Source organism: Paenibacillus melissococcoides (assembly GCA_944800085.1).
Taxonomy (GTDB): Bacteria; Bacillota; Bacilli; order Paenibacillales; family Paenibacillaceae; genus Paenibacillus_B; species Paenibacillus_B melissococcoides.
Genome location: CALYLO010000013.1, coordinates 150,293 through 165,000 on the forward strand (window position 1 = coordinate 150,293; position 14,708 = coordinate 165,000).

Sequence of the window (14,708 nt, forward strand, 5' to 3'; positions counted from 1 at the left end):
AGTCTCATGAAACTGCTAGTAACTGGTGGTGCGGGATTCATCGGAAGTAATTTTGTCATATACATGTTGAAACAGCACCCGGAATACAAAATTATTAATGTAGACGATTTAACCTACGCTGGTAATCTTGAAAACTTGATTGATATACAAGATAACCCCAATTATCGCTTTGTTAAAGCAGATATTGCTGATGCCCAAGCGATGGAGCAATTATTCAGTGAAGACATTGACGTAGTTGTCAACTTTGCGGCAGAATCTCATGTGGATCGAAGTATTTTAGAACCTGAAATCTTTGTGAAGACAAATGTATTAGGAACACAAGTACTTCTTGATGCAGCCAAAAAACACGGTGTCACCAAGTTCGTTCAAGTATCGACGGATGAAGTTTACGGTTCCCTTGGGGAAACGGGGTTGTTTTCTGAAGCGACTCCACTGACACCTAATAGTCCGTATTCGGCTAGTAAGGCCGGAGGAGATCTGCTGGTACGAGCTTATCATGAGACTTTTGGTCTCCCTGTGAATATCACGCGTTGTTCGAATAACTATGGGCCCTATCAATTCCCTGAGAAACTTATCCCGTTAATGATTGCCAATGCTCTGAATGATAAACAGCTCCCAATTTACGGAGATGGACTTAATGTCCGAGATTGGCTATATGTCGAGGATCATTGCAGCGCCATTGATTTGGTTATTCATAAAGGCCGCGATGGTGAAGTGTATAATGTAGGCGGGAATAATGAGCGGACGAACATTCACATTGTTAGAACAATTCTTGAGCAGCTTGGAAAGTCGGAATCGTTAATTAAATTTGTGGAAGACCGACTCGGTCATGACCGTCGATATGGAATTGACGCGACCAAGATTAAGACTGAACTTGGCTGGAAGCCTAAGCATATCTTTGAGACAGGAATTAAAGCAACTATTGAATGGTATTTGAACAACCGAACATGGTGGGAGAGAATACAGTCCGGAGCATACCAAACCTATTATGAAAAACAATACGGGGTACGGCTGGGGGAGTAAGGGATGAAAGTACTCGTAACAGGCGCTAATGGGCAGTTAGGGGCGGACGTAGTCCGCCTTTTTGCTGAAAAAGGACATCGTGTAATACGTATGGGAAGATCGGAATTAGATATTACGGACGAGAAGCGATGCCGAGACATTATTACTGAATTGCAGCCAGAGGCGATCATTCATTGTGCGGCGTATACCGCGGTCGACCATGCAGAAACGGATCAAGATAATGCCTATCTGGTGAACGCCATCGGAACAAGAAATATTGCTGCAGCAGCAGAGCATGTGAAAGCCAAAGTTTGTTATATTAGCACAGACTACGTATTTGACGGCAATAGCTCAAGCCCCTATTATGAATATGACAATACTAACCCATTAACCGTGTACGGAAAATCGAAGCGAGCGGGGGAACAATTGGTTCAGTCTCTAAGTTCCCGTTGGTTTATTGTAAGAACGTCCTGGGTGTATGGAGCTTCAGGCAGTAATTTTGTCAAAACGATGTTAAAGCTTGGTGCTGAACGCGATTCCTTACAAGTCGTCAATGACCAATGGGGCTCGCCGACATACACGTGTGATTTGTCGTTCTTTTTGGAAGAACTGATTGCGACTGAAAAGTACGGCATCTATCATGCATCGAATACGGGAATATGCACCTGGTATGAATTTGCCAAAGCTATTTTTGAAGAAGCCAAGATGGCAGTCCAGGTTGACCCATGTACGACAGAGCAATTTCCGCGCCCGGCTCCTCGGCCTCGTTATTCAGCTTTGGAGCCAATGGCCATTCGAGTGAATGGCTTTACGCCGATTCGGCACTGGCGGGAAGCGCTGCGTGATTTTTTACATCAACATTGAGATGGAAGTGAATGAGTATGGGAGAGCAGCGGGGCAAAGTTCAGATTCTTGTTTCTACTTATAACGGGGAAAAGTATTTGGCGGAGCAGCTCGATAGTCTATTGAAGCAGACTCACTCCCATTTCTTCATTACCATACGTGATGACGGTTCATCTGACCGTACAACCGCAATTATTCGCGAATATGTCTCTCACTATCCTCATAAAATAGAGGCGTTTTATGAAAAAAACGTAGGAGTCATTGTTAGTTTTTTTGACCTTCTTACCAATCATGTTCATAAGGATACAGACTATGTATGCTTCTGCGATCAGGATGATGTATGGATGACGGATAAGCTGGAAAGTGGGATACATTCATTAAGTAGCCATCCCGGAGGTATACCCATGATGTATTTAACTCCTACACTCATGGTGGATCATACGTTGCAGCCGCTCAACTGTTGGCCCCCGGTCCCGCAGAAAGGACCATCTTTTTTTAATGCATTGGTTGAAAATATTGCAGTGGGTGCCACGATCATGATCAACCGCCCGGCAATTGATTTGATGCAGCGTAAGATGCCGTCTCCCCAAAATATCGTTATGCATGATTGGTGGGCGTATTTGGTTGTATCTGCCTTTGGCAAAGTCATTTATGATAAGAAACCAAGCATTTACTATCGCCAGCATCAATATAATGTTGTAGGCGGGCAGCAAGGTTTTCTTGATAAATGGACAAAAAAATGGAACAGTTATAAAAAGCATCGGGCTCAAAAAATATTATGGACTCAAGCGAAAGAGTTTCAACGTTGCTGGGGAGATTTGTTACCGGGAGAATTGCGAGAGGGGTTGCAGCACTTTCTCCTGTCAGGCCGGACCCTGACGCGGCGAACTCATTATGCTTTAACGACACCGCTCTACCGGCAATCCAAGTTGGACAATCTCGTTTTTCGCCTTATGATGATTAGAGGGGACATTCTAAAATGATTGATTTATCCATCATCATCGTCAACTATAACACCAAACAGCTCACGCTGAACTGCATAGAGTCCGTCTACCGATCGGTAACGGACTTTCAGTATGAAGTCATCCTGATCGACAACGCTTCCCGCGACGATTCGGTACAAGTCTTCCGTCAGCAATGTCCGCAAGTCGAGCTTATCGCGAACGAACAAAACCTTGGCTTCTCCAAGGCTAACAATCAAGGGATGCAAATAGCCAAAGGCCGGTATGTTCTGCTTCTTAATTCCGATACGGTGATCCAACCGGATACGCTCGATGTGATGATTCGGTTCATGGATGAACATCCAGAAGTCGGAGCATCGGGCTGCAAAGTCGTGCTGCCGGACGGGTCGCTGGATAAGGCATGCCGCAGGGGGTTCCCTACGCCGGCGGCCACGTTCTTCTATGTGTCCCGCTTATCGAAGCTGTTCCCAAAGAATCCGAGAATCAATGCGTATCATCGCGAAGATTTGAACCCCGATGAGGCTTATCCAATCGATTGTTTGATCGGGGCTTTTATGATGGTAAGGCGCGAAGCGATCGATCAGGTCGGCATGTTGGACGAGCAGTTTTTTATGTATGGGGAAGATGTCGACTGGTGCTATCGGATCAAGCAGGCGGGATGGGTGAATTATTACTACCCGAAGACCCAGATCATTCACTACAAACGGGCCAGCAGCCGGAATAAACCGTATAAGATTACGTATGAATTTCATAGGGCGATTTACGTGCTTTACAATAAGCATTTTAAGAAAAAATATCCGTTCTGGGTGACTGCGCTCATGTATGCCGGGATAGGGGCAAAGCTGGGGCTCGCGATGCTCATGAATGTATTGTCCCGGGCAGGAGCGTCTCTACGTCCGTCGAAGCCAGCCTATTCCAACAAAAAGGATATATCGTCTTAACCTTATTGCCGAATCCTAGTATAATGGGGCTAGGTCTAGGAAAAAGAGGGTTGCATATGCTCCGCAAAAATCAAAGTTTTCTGTCGAAGTTGTATATGATATTCGACGTCCTGATCATCGCGTTAGCGTTTGGGATGGCATGGTGGATAAAGTTTATAAGCGGATGGCTGGAAAACGACAGCGCGCTTCCTTATTCTACATATGTCACTTGGGGCGGGATCTATGCGGTGATCGTGCTTTTGGTCGGCGCGATGTCTTCTTTGTATCATTTTCATCGGAAAAAGCGGTTCGCTGATCAGCTTCTCAGGATTTTCCAAACGCATGCTATCAGTTTATTTATCTTGCTTGGGCTGTTGTTCTTTTTCAAGCAGGTTCACATCTCCCGTGAATTTTTGGCCATCTTTATTACAGCGGCCACAATAGGAACCGTTATATATCGGTATACGGTCAAGGTGATGCTGCGTTCCTTGCGGCAGAAGGGATACAACAAGCAATTTATCGTTATTTTGGGAGCGGGTTCTTTAGGCAAGCGGTTTTATGAAAATTTGCGAAATCATCCGGATATGGGATATGAGGTTATCGGCTTCCTGGACGATCAGGCAGAGTGGGATGCCCTGGAGAAAAAGCGCTATAAGCCCATCCTCGGCACCCTCAACGACCTGGATCAGTTGCTCAACGACAAGCTGGTCGACGAAGTCATTATCGCGCTTCCGTTGGATGCGCATCACAAGTTCCCGGACATTATCGCGGCTTGTGAAAAGGCGGGGGTACGGACGCTCATCATACCGGACTTCTTCGATTATCTGCCGGCGCGGCCATACTTCGACAACTTTGCCGGGATGCCGATGATCAATGTTCGCGATATTCCGCTTGATGTGCTTCGCAACCGGGTGTTCAAGCGCGGCTTCGATATCGTGTTCTCGCTGGTCGCGATTCTCATTACTTCGCCGGTCATGCTGCTTATCGCCTTGGGCATCAAGGTGACTTCGCCGGGGCCGATTCTGTTTAAGCAGGAGCGGGTGGGGCTGAACCGCCGCACCTTCCACATGTACAAGTTCCGCTCGATGAAGGTGAGCGCGGACGTCGTATCCGATACGGTATGGACGACGGAGAATGATCCGCGAAAGACGAAGTTCGGCAGCTTCCTGCGCAAGACGAGTCTCGATGAGCTGCCGCAATTTTTCAATGTGCTGCTAGGCCATATGAGCGTCGTCGGCCCGCGACCGGAACGGCCCTTCTTCGTGGAGCAATTCAAGGAAGAGATTCCGAAGTATATGGTCAAGCATCATGTCCGGCCCGGCATTACCGGCTGGGCGCAAAGCAACGGCCTGCGCGGCGACACGTCGATCGAGGAACGCATCCGCTATGATATTTTCTATATTGAGAACTGGTCTTTATTATTCGATATTAAAATCATTTGGAAGACCATTTGGAACGGATTCGTTAACAAAAATGCATACTGAACCATATCTCCAAAATAAGGGGAGTGATGTGGGTATGCAAGCATAGTAAACTGGGTAGAAAAGGTCTTTTTATCTGACGATAGAAGGACCATTTTTGTGGGTCGGGTAACGATTGGGAGATCAATGAATGTGGTCATGCAGCATAGGGTAGAAGAGACAGGCGAAATCGCGATGTTACCGGATGATGATCCCGGGGAGGAAGACGAGGAGCTTAGGCACGAAATTGATGAAGGGTTCAATGAGATTTATATTCGCGTTCCGCATCTCGACTTGGACGAAAGGCATGAACTCATGTGCGAATTCGCCTTATCGGTATCGAGCAGGAAGCTTCGGGCGAAGCTAGAACGCGCCCTGAGGGCAGAGCGCAAAGTCTTCCGCAGGTTCAAAAACGCATTGGCCGAGGATAAAGCCGAGCTGAAACGATACCATGCTTTCATGGAAGCGTCCAACCGGGAGCGGGTGCGGGAATGGCTTGAATCTATCGGAGTGAGGGCGATTGTCGTTCCTTGATATTGGATATGGATATGATGATGGCCGAATTGATGTTGATGGAAGGGCAAGATAGAACGGGGGGAGAACGCAATGCCGGCATTTACGTTAGCAGATGTGAGATCATTATGCGGGGCCGCTTCCTATAAGCGCGGACATGATTATTACCGCTTGGGCAAGGTGTCCCATTTAAAAAAGTCTGCGGATGGATGCAGCTATACTGCGCGCGTGAAGGGAAGCAATATCTACTCGATTGAGGTTGAGATATGGCCCGATGGGGAGATCAGCACCTATTGCGATTGTCCCGCCTTCTATTCCTATGATAATGATTGCAAGCATATTGCAGCCGTGCTTATCGCGATCCATGATCTGGAGAGCGGAAGAGAAAGTCTTGACGTTGAAGGAAGCCAAAGCACGGCGCCGGGCTGGCTCAACACGCACCGCCCCGCTCACAACCGAGCTATGATGATGACGATGGCGGAGAAAGAAGCAGCCAAGTATCGCCCGGCTGGCGATCTCATTACTCATTACAAGATGAGCCAGGCTAACGGTCTGGGAGAGAGCGTGCTCTACAGCGCCAATACAGGACTGTACACAGAGCGGTTAAAGTTCGAATACACGTTCCGCATCGTAACCAACCGATTTTACAAAAATCCCAGTGTGATGATCGAATTGCGGACTGGCGTCAAGCGGTTGTATGTTGTTCAGAAGGTGAAGTCTTTCCTGAGCAGTGTAGAGCTGGCCAAGCCGCATTCGTTCACAGCGCGGTTCACTTATGATCCGATGCGGCACGAGATTGGAGAGCAGGATCGGGCGATGCTGGATCTGCTCATTCAGATGATGCATAATGATGAAGCCTATCGCGAGTATTACTCCGATCTGGCGAGGTATTTGCCTGTGACGGATCGGAAAGACATGTTCGTTGATCCGAGACTATGGGCGGATATGCTGCGGCTGCTGCCGTATGTCGACGTAAGGCTGGAAGGATTGGGAGCGCCGGGAATCAAGGTGGAACTTGGAGGGGACAAGCTTCCTCTACAGTTCCATATTTCCCCGAAGACGGGGGAGAACTATCAGTTAGACGTAGGGGATTTGGCGAAGGTAACGGTATTGCCGTCTTATGGATGCGCGATGATGAACGGCATCTTGTATCCGCTCGAACGGCAAGAGCTCCACAAGCTTAACGAGCTGATGAACCATATGTCTGTAGCTCATTCGAATGGCAAGCTGGACATTTCAGAGGAACAGTTGAACGGCTTCGTACAGCATGTGCTGCCGCCGCTGCGCGAACTGGGCCGGGTCAACATCGCCAAGCCGATGTGTGAACGGATCCGGGAACCGGAACTGCAGATTCAACTGTATGTGGATTATGCCGATGGCATCTTCACCGCCCGGGCGCGGTTCAAGTACGGGGATATCGAGATTCAGCCGCTTGAGGAGGGACAGGATGGGCCGTCCGGAGTAGACTGCATTCTGATTCGTGACGCCGCCCGCGAAGCGAAGTTCCTCCACCGGCTGGACGCAGCGGGGCTGCGGCATGACGGGCAGCGGTGGCTATGCGAGACGGAGGATGAACAGTATGAATTGCTGTATCATCTGTTGCCGGAAATGGAAGAGCAAGAGGGAGCCGAGATCTATCTGTCGCAGACGCTGCAATATCTCGTTCTCCATCGCAAGCGTCAGCCGAAGGTGCGCGCCGATCTGACAGGGGATATGAATTGGCTGGAAATATCGTTCGAGCTGGAACAAATCGAGGAACGCGAACTGCTGCGCATTATGCGGAGCATCGTCGAGAAGAAGAAATATTACCGTTTGCGCGATGGCTCCTTCTTGTCGCTGGAAGAGGAAGAGTATCAAGGCTTCGGCGCAATGATGGATAGTCTTGGCATGGATGCGGATGACCTTCGCGGCAGCCGTATTCAGCTCCCGGCGGTACGAGCGCTCCAACTGCCAGAGCGACCGGCCGCGTCCGGAAATATTCGCTTTGGCCGGGATTTGCGTCAGTTCGTAGGGCGGTTCAACGACTTGGATGAACTCGATTATGGGCTGCCGGACGGGCTGCGGGCGCAGCTGCGCGACTATCAGGCACAGGGCTATCAATGGCTCAAAATGCTCGCATCTTATCGGTTCGGCGGCATCCTGGCCGACGATATGGGCCTTGGCAAAACGGTGCAAAGCATCGCTTATATTTTGTCGGAACGGCAACAGGAACAGGCAGAAGAGAAACAGCCCGTGCTCATCGTGTCGCCCTCTTCGTTAACCTACAATTGGGCCCATGAATGCGCCCGGTTCGCTCCTCAGCTGCGCGTGCTCGTGGTCGCGGGGCAGAAGCAAGAACGTGCCGCGCTCTGGACGGAGATGAAGGAGGCGGATGTCGTCGTGACTTCCTATCCGCTGCTCCGCAGGGATATTGAGATCTACGCGCAGCAGCCGTTCCACACCCTGGTTCTCGATGAGGCGCAAGCGATCAAGAATGCTTCGTCCCAGACGGCGCAGGCGGTATCCGGGATTAACGCTCCGCGCCGCTTCGCGCTTACGGGCACGCCGATCGAGAATTCACTGGACGAGCTATGGTCGATTTTCCACGCGGTCTTCCCCGGCCTGTTCACGAACCAGAAGGCGTTCCGCGAGCTGCCGGCGGAGCGGATCGCTCGTATCGTCCGTCCGTTTATTTTGCGGCGGTTGAAGAAGGATGTCTTGACCGAACTGCCCGACAAGATTGAATCGGTGCAGTACCCGGAGCTGGCATCGGAGCAGAAGAAGCTGTATGCGGCCTATCTGGCCAAGCTGCAGCACACGACAGAGCAAGATCTGAAGACGGAAGGCTTCCAGAAGAGCAGAATGAAAATTTTAGCCGGCATTACCCGTCTGCGCCAACTGTGCTGTCATCCTGCACTATTTGTGGAAGGATACAGCGGCCCTTCGGGCAAGCTGCAGCATCTGCTGGAGCAAGTCGAGGAATTGACCGCTTCCGGCCGGAGAGTGCTTATCTTTTCCCAGTATGCCAGTATGCTTCAATTGATTCGGGAACAGCTGGAGTCCGCCGGAAGGACGCTCTTCTACCTGGACGGGCAGACACCGCCCCAAGAGCGCGTGGACATGTGCCAGCGGTATAATGCGGGGGAAGCGGAGATGTTCCTGATCTCGCTGAAGGCGGGAGGTTCCGGGTTGAACTTGACGGGCGCGGACACGGTCATCCTGTATGACCTATGGTGGAATCCGGCCGTGGAGGAACAAGCGATCGGACGAGCCCACCGCATGGGGCAGAAGCGAGTCGTTCAAGTAATCCGTCTCGTGGCCGAAGGGACGATTGAAGAGAAAATATTGGAGCTGCAGCAGCGCAAGCGCGATCTGATTGACGAAGTGATCGATGCGGAAGGAAGCGCCTCGTCCGCCTTGACGGAAGAGGATATTCGCGAACTGCTGAGCGTCACGTGACAAGCCTCATGAACAAATTATTTAGCCTCCTGTCGGCGCCGTCGGCAGGGGGCAAGTTTTTGTTATCCGTGTATATCTTCTGGCAAGTTCCGCCCACAATGAGGATATACGTAAGTTATGGAGGAGTGGGCGAAATGAACCATCGGGACAAAAGCAACGACACCGACCATCTGGCAACCGGCCGCGGCTGGGTAATCGCGGTGCTGTTGGGCGTGGCGTTGTGGATAATCATCATTAGCATTGTATACGAAGTGTGGTTTGGCTAAGTCTTACTACATACACGATAAATTCCCTTATCCAACAGCTATACATACACCTCCTTCTCCATCCTCTTCCCCCTCATATGCCCACGCCTGCTGCCAGACATGACCTCCAACTTCCCCGTGACTTCCCTCATCATTTTGATTACAATAGAACAATAAGAACATACATTCTACTGACCCGCATCTCTACTCATTGCCGCCTCCGGACTGCCATTCGTAGACCGAATTTGATACACTAGGAAGAGCAGTTTATTCGAAGCTTGGAGGACAACATCGTGCATACCCCTGTCATTTCAATCGAAGCGTGGCGACACGTGTTCAAATTAGACCCCGACAAAGATATCAGCGACGATGATCTGGACCGCATCTGCCTGTCCGGAACGGACGCGATCGTGGTGGGCGGATCGAGCGGCGTAACGTTCGAGAATACGGTGGAGCTGATGTCGCGCATTCGGCGATATGAGCTCCCAGCTGCGCTGGAGGTATCGAATCTGGACTCCGTCGTGCCCGGGTTCGATGCGTATTTGATCCCGATGGTGCTGAACACGCCGAATCCGGACTGGATTGTCGGCCAGCATCAGCGTGCGATTCAGCAGTACGGCTACATGATTCCGTGGGAGCTGCTCATCCCGGAAGGCTACATTATACTGAATCCCGAGGCGACCGCGGCCAAGCTGACGGAAGCGGAGACCGGGCTGACAGCGGCGGAAGCGGGAGCGTATGCGCAGGTGGCGGACAAGCTGATGCGGCTGCCGGTCGTCTATGTGGAGTACAGCGGCACGTATGGCGATATGGAATTGGTTCATCATGTTCGAAAAGGCCTAAGCCACGCCCAACTATTCTACGGGGGCGGCATTCGCACGGAGGAGCAGGCCTGGGAGGCTGCGGAGGCGGCAGATACGGTCGTGGTCGGCAACATCGTGTACGACGACGTGGAAGCCGCGCTGCGGACGGTCGAGGCCGTCCGGATTGTCCCATAAGGCGAGCTGCCTTCCTCTAACCCGCATTACGATGACATCATGTAATGATATGACAGCATACACAGCCGGTGCTTAGTTAGGGGCACCGACATCCGGCCGCTAACGCTGGCAACCCCAGCAGGCGGTTAGACAGTAAGGATGAAAGGAGCACTTCCTCATGTTTGAATTTCTAGAATCGTCCCGCCCCGGAGTGGATCTCCATGAATCGATAGCGAGACTGAATCCGGAGCAGCGCCGCGCCGTCGAAACGATGGAGGGGCCGCTGCTCATTATGGCCGGCGCCGGCTCCGGCAAGACGCGCGTGCTGACGCACCGCATCGCCTATCTCATCTCGCAGCGCAAGGCGCCGCCTTGGGCCATTCTTGCGATTACGTTCACGAACAAGGCGGCCCGCGAGATGCAGGAGCGGGTCGCGAAGCTCGTCGGCGCGGAAGGCCGCGACATCTGGGTGTCGACGTTCCACTCCATGTGCGTGCGCATTCTGCGCCGGGACATCGAGCGGATCGGCTTCTCGTCGAACTTCACCATCCTGGACTCGACTGACCAGCTCTCGGTCATCCGGGGCTGCATGAAGGACTTGAACCTCGACACCAAAAAATTCGAGCCCCGCGCCATCCAGGCGGCCATCAGCAGCGCGAAGAACGAGCTCCTTACACCGAAGCGGTTCGAGCAGAACATCGGCGACTATTTCCAGGGCGTGGTGGCGAAGGTCTATACGAAGTACCAGCAGCGGCTCAAGAGCAACAACGCGCTTGATTTCGACGATCTTATTATGACGACGATCGAGCTGTTCAAGGAAGAGCCGGAGGTGCTCGATTTTTATCAGAATAAATTCAAATATATCCATGTCGACGAGTATCAGGATACGAACCGCGCGCAATACATGCTGTGCCGCATGCTGGCGGACAAGCATCATAATATTTGCGTCGTGGGGGACAGCGACCAGTCGATTTACCGTTGGCGCGGCGCCGACATTGCGAATATTTTGAACTTCGAGGAGGACTATCCGGAAGCGACGGTCATCTACCTCGAGCAAAATTACCGTTCGACGGCGAATATTTTGAATGCCGCGAACAATGTCATCAACCAGAATACCGGCCGCAAGCCGAAAAAGCTGTGGACCGATCAAGGGGAAGGGCAACTTATCAAGGTCTACCAGGCCGACTCGGAGCATGACGAAGGCTACTTCGTCACCGGTGAGATCAATAAGAACAAAGCGAACGGGAAATCCTATAGCAAACATGCCATTTTATACCGTACCAATGCGCAGTCCCGGGTAATCGAGGAAATTCTGATTAAATCCGATATTCCGTATCAGATCGTAGGCGGCATCAAGTTCTACGATCGCAAAGAGATTAAAGACATTCTCGGCTACCTGCGCCTTATCTCGAACCCGGACGACGATATCAGCCTGGAGCGCGTTATTAACGTGCCGAAGCGGGGCATCGGCGCGACGACGATGGCCAAGCTGGCGGAAGCGGCGGCCGAGCGGGGAACATCGATGATGAAGGTGCTCAACGATATGGACGGGCTCGATATCGCGGCGAAGACGAAGGGCGCGCTACGCGAGTTCTATGCGATGATCTACAGCCTGAACCGGATGGTGGATTATTTGTCAGTGACGGAACTGACCGAGAAGATGCTGGAGCTGTCCCAATACCGGCTTGAATTGCAGCGGGAAAATACATTGGAATCCAAAGCCCGTCTCGAGAACATCGACGAGTTCTTGTCGGTCACCCAGGAGTTCGAGCAGCGGAATGAAGACAAGTCGCTCGTCGCCTTCTTGACCGACCTGGCGCTGATTGCGGATATCGACTCGATGAACGACGCGCCGGAGGAGCAGGACGATGCGGTCATACTGATGACGATGCACAGCGCCAAAGGGCTGGAGTTCCCGTATGTCTTCATCATCGGGATGGAGGAAGGCGTCTTCCCGCACAGCCGGGCCTTCAGCGACAACGAGGAGCTTGAAGAGGAGCGGCGTTTGGCATATGTCGGCATTACGCGGGCCGAGGAGCAGCTTTACTTGACCTGCGCCCGGTCGCGCACGCTGTTCGGCCGGACGAATGCGAATCCGCCGTCCCGGTTCCTGCGGGAGATTCCGGACGAGCTGAAGGAGGATGTGTCGCCGGCGGGCGCGCGCTACGAGCGTTTCGACCGCTACGGCCGCAGCAATTCCGCGGCTTCCTACGGCGGACGCGGACTCGGCTACAGCGGCGGGGCCAACGGAGGCGCATCCACAGGCGGCTTCGGCAGCCGTACAGGCGCTGCGGCCAGTCAGCGCACGTCAGCGGCTTTCTCCAAGCCGGGCGGGGTGACCGTGACCTCTGCATTCGACAAGGCGAAGCAGAATGGCGGTTCCTCCTACCAGGCCGGGGATAAGGTCGCGCACGCGAAGTGGGGCACCGGCGTCATCGTATCCGTCAAAGGAACGGGCACGGATATGGAACTGCAGATTGCCTTCCCGGCTCCGGTCGGCGTCAAGCGCCTGCTGGCCGCATTCGCTCCGGTAACCAAAGTATAATGTGACAGCGGACGCTTGCCCGGCTCGAACCTGTTTTCATAACCACCTCATATATGAATAGGAGATAGAAAGGAGTACCTCCGTGACGAACGCACAATCTCGAATGGAACAACTCGTGGCGGAATTGAACCGGTACAATTATCATTACTATACGCTCGACAATCCGGTGATTAGCGACAAGGAATATGATGCCCTGTATGACGAATTGGCCGCCCTGGAAAAAGAAACAGGGTTCATCCACCCCGATTCGCCGACCCAGCGCGTGGGCGGGGAGCTGCTGAAGGGCTTCGCGCCGCACCGCCATCTGGCGCGGCTGTGGAGTCTGGACAAGGCCCAGTCGGCAGACGATCTGTACACCTGGCATCAGCGGGTGCTGCGCCTGATTCAGGATTACAATGCCAAAAATCCGGATCGGGAGCCGCTGCCGGATCCAACTTATGTCGTCGAGTTGAAATACGACGGGTTGACGCTCAACCTGACGTATACGGACGGCAAGCTGGTTCAGGCGGCGACGCGGGGCAACGGCACCGTCGGCGAGTCAATTCTGCCGCAAGTAAAGACAATCCGTTCCATTCCGTTGACCATTCCGTACAAGGAAGGGACGATAGAGGTACAGGGCGAGGGGCTTATGAACCTGTCCGTGCTGGAGGCGTACAACAAGACCGCCGCCGAGCCGCTCAAAAATGCGCGCAACGCCGCGGCCGGCGCGCTTCGCAACCTGAATCCGCAAGTCACGGCGCAGCGGAAGCTGAACGCTTTCTTTTACAATATCGGTTACGCGGATCAATTGGCCTTCCAGACTCATCAAGAGATGATGGCGTTCTTGAAGGACAACCATTTCAAGGTCAATCCGTATATCTCCTACTTCGATTCGATTGAAGCGGTGCATGCCGAGCTGGAGCAGATCCAGGAACGGCGCACAACCCTCGATTACCTGATCGACGGGGCGGTCGTCAAGATTACCGATATGCGTACCCGGGAGGTCTTGGGCTATACCGACAAGTTCCCGCGGTGGGCGATCGCCTTCAAATTCGAGGCGGAGGAGACAACGACCGTCCTGGAAGAGGTCAACTGGGAAGTCGGCCGCACCGGGAAAATCACTCCCGTGGCTCGCGTCGAGCCGGTCGAACTTGCTGGCGTGACCGTCCAAAACTGCACCTTGAACAATATCGGGGACATCGAGCGCAAAAACTTGAAATACGCCCTCGGCTCGCGCGTATTTATCCGGCGTTCCAACGATGTGATCCCGGAGATTCTCGGCAAGGTGACGGAGGAGCAGGATGGAGAAGAGATCGTGTCCCCGGCGCACTGTCCGTCCTGCGGATCGGAGCTGGAGATGCGCGGGGCTCATCTGTTCTGCAACAACAAGCTGAACTGCAAGCCGCAGATTGTCGGGCGGATCGTGCACTTCGCGTCCCGGGACGCGATGGACATCGAGACGTTCAGCATTATGACGGCCGAGCAGATTTACAATGAGCTGGACGTCCATGATCCGTCGGATCTGTACACGCTGACGTTCGATCAGCTCGTCGGCCTGAACCGGTTCGGAGAGAAGAAAGCGAACAATTTGCTCCAGGCGATCGAAGCGAGCAAGACCCGCGATCTGTCCGCGTTTCTGTTCGCCCTTGGTATCCCGAATACCGGGAAGACGACGACCCGAGCGCTTGCGGAGCATTTCGGCACGCTGGAGGGCGTTATGAACGCGACGCGGGAGGAGCTTATCGCCGTTCCGGATGTCGGAGATATCGTCGCGGACAGCATCGTCTCGTTCTTCGAGGATGAAGTGAACAAGATGAGCGTCCA

The 14,708-nt window shown here is 52.8% G+C and carries 11 protein-coding genes (1 of these 11 cut by a window edge); all 11 read left to right on the plus strand.

The features are described from left to right. The first annotated feature begins 6 nt into the window (after window positions 1–6). The gene (rfbB, locus tag OCY70_RS30865) at window positions 7–1,023 is read left to right on the plus strand and encodes a dTDP-glucose 4,6-dehydratase (protein WP_213430353.1); all 1,017 of its coding nucleotides are present in this window, start codon (window positions 7–9) and stop codon (window positions 1,021–1,023) included. Window positions 1,024–1,026: 3 nt separating this feature from the next. After that, on the plus strand, window positions 1,027–1,866 hold the full coding sequence (gene rfbD / locus OCY70_RS30870; RefSeq protein ID WP_213430352.1) for a dTDP-4-dehydrorhamnose reductase: 840 nt from the start codon (window positions 1,027–1,029) through the stop codon (window positions 1,864–1,866). Window positions 1,867–1,883: 17 nt separating this feature from the next. Beyond that, window positions 1,884–2,828, plus strand: coding sequence for a glycosyltransferase family 2 protein (locus OCY70_RS30875; RefSeq protein ID WP_213430351.1), 945 nt, complete (start codon window positions 1,884–1,886; stop codon window positions 2,826–2,828). Next, the gene (locus OCY70_RS30880; protein WP_261945298.1) at window positions 2,825–3,748 is read left to right on the plus strand and encodes a glycosyltransferase family 2 protein; all 924 of its coding nucleotides are present in this window, start codon (window positions 2,825–2,827) and stop codon (window positions 3,746–3,748) included. The genes OCY70_RS30875 and OCY70_RS30880 overlap by 4 nt, the downstream gene beginning before the upstream one ends. A 56-nt stretch (window positions 3,749–3,804) precedes the next feature. Then, window positions 3,805–5,211, plus strand: a complete 1,407-nt coding sequence (locus OCY70_RS30885; RefSeq protein WP_213430349.1) for an undecaprenyl-phosphate glucose phosphotransferase — start codon at window positions 3,805–3,807, stop codon at window positions 5,209–5,211. 96 nt (window positions 5,212–5,307) lie between these two features. Next, window positions 5,308–5,721, plus strand: coding sequence for a UPF0158 family protein (locus tag OCY70_RS30890; protein WP_261945297.1), 414 nt, complete (start codon window positions 5,308–5,310; stop codon window positions 5,719–5,721). 72 nt (window positions 5,722–5,793) lie between these two features. Then, window positions 5,794–9,138 (plus strand): DEAD/DEAH box helicase, encoded by a 3,345-nt coding sequence (locus OCY70_RS30895; protein WP_213430347.1) that lies wholly within the window; start codon window positions 5,794–5,796, stop codon window positions 9,136–9,138. A 134-nt stretch (window positions 9,139–9,272) separates the two neighbouring features. Then, on the plus strand, window positions 9,273–9,404 hold the full coding sequence (locus tag OCY70_RS30900) for a hypothetical protein (RefSeq protein ID WP_261945296.1): 132 nt from the start codon (window positions 9,273–9,275) through the stop codon (window positions 9,402–9,404). A gap of 272 nt (window positions 9,405–9,676) precedes the next feature. Further along, the gene (locus OCY70_RS30905) at window positions 9,677–10,381 is read left to right on the plus strand and encodes a heptaprenylglyceryl phosphate synthase (RefSeq protein ID WP_249725516.1); all 705 of its coding nucleotides are present in this window, start codon (window positions 9,677–9,679) and stop codon (window positions 10,379–10,381) included. Window positions 10,382–10,538: 157 nt separating this feature from the next. Continuing rightward, window positions 10,539–12,905 carry a DNA helicase PcrA gene (gene pcrA, locus OCY70_RS30910; RefSeq protein WP_213430345.1) on the plus strand — a complete coding sequence of 789 codons (2,367 nt, stop codon included), beginning with the start codon at window positions 10,539–10,541 and terminating at the stop codon, window positions 12,903–12,905. A 103-nt stretch (window positions 12,906–13,008) separates the two neighbouring features. Then, a protein-coding gene (gene ligA, locus OCY70_RS30915; RefSeq protein ID WP_213430357.1) for an NAD-dependent DNA ligase LigA crosses the window boundary here: on the plus strand, window positions 13,009–14,708 show its 5' portion. Its footprint extends 313 nt past the window's final position; 1,700 of the gene's 2,013 nt are visible here — the first part of the coding sequence; the start codon lies at window positions 13,009–13,011; its stop codon lies beyond the right edge, outside the window.

Excerpts from the sequence above, each read along its gene's own strand:
- rfbB (WP_213430353.1), top strand. The coding sequence starts at position 7 with ATGAAACTGCTAGTAACTGGTGGTGCGGGATTCATCGGAAGTAATTTT.
- rfbD (WP_213430352.1), top strand. The coding sequence starts at position 1,027 with ATGAAAGTACTCGTAACAGGCGCTAATGGGCAGTTAGGGGCGGACGTA.
- OCY70_RS30875 (WP_213430351.1), top strand. The coding sequence starts at position 1,884 with ATGGGAGAGCAGCGGGGCAAAGTTCAGATTCTTGTTTCTACTTATAAC.
- OCY70_RS30880 (WP_261945298.1), top strand. The coding sequence starts at position 2,825 with ATGATTGATTTATCCATCATCATCGTCAACTATAACACCAAACAGCTC.
- OCY70_RS30885 (WP_213430349.1), top strand. The coding sequence starts at position 3,805 with ATGCTCCGCAAAAATCAAAGTTTTCTGTCGAAGTTGTATATGATATTC.
- OCY70_RS30895 (WP_213430347.1), top strand. The coding sequence starts at position 5,794 with ATGCCGGCATTTACGTTAGCAGATGTGAGATCATTATGCGGGGCCGCT.
- OCY70_RS30900 (WP_261945296.1), top strand. The coding sequence starts at position 9,273 with ATGAACCATCGGGACAAAAGCAACGACACCGACCATCTGGCAACCGGC.
- pcrA (WP_213430345.1), top strand. The coding sequence starts at position 10,539 with ATGTTTGAATTTCTAGAATCGTCCCGCCCCGGAGTGGATCTCCATGAA.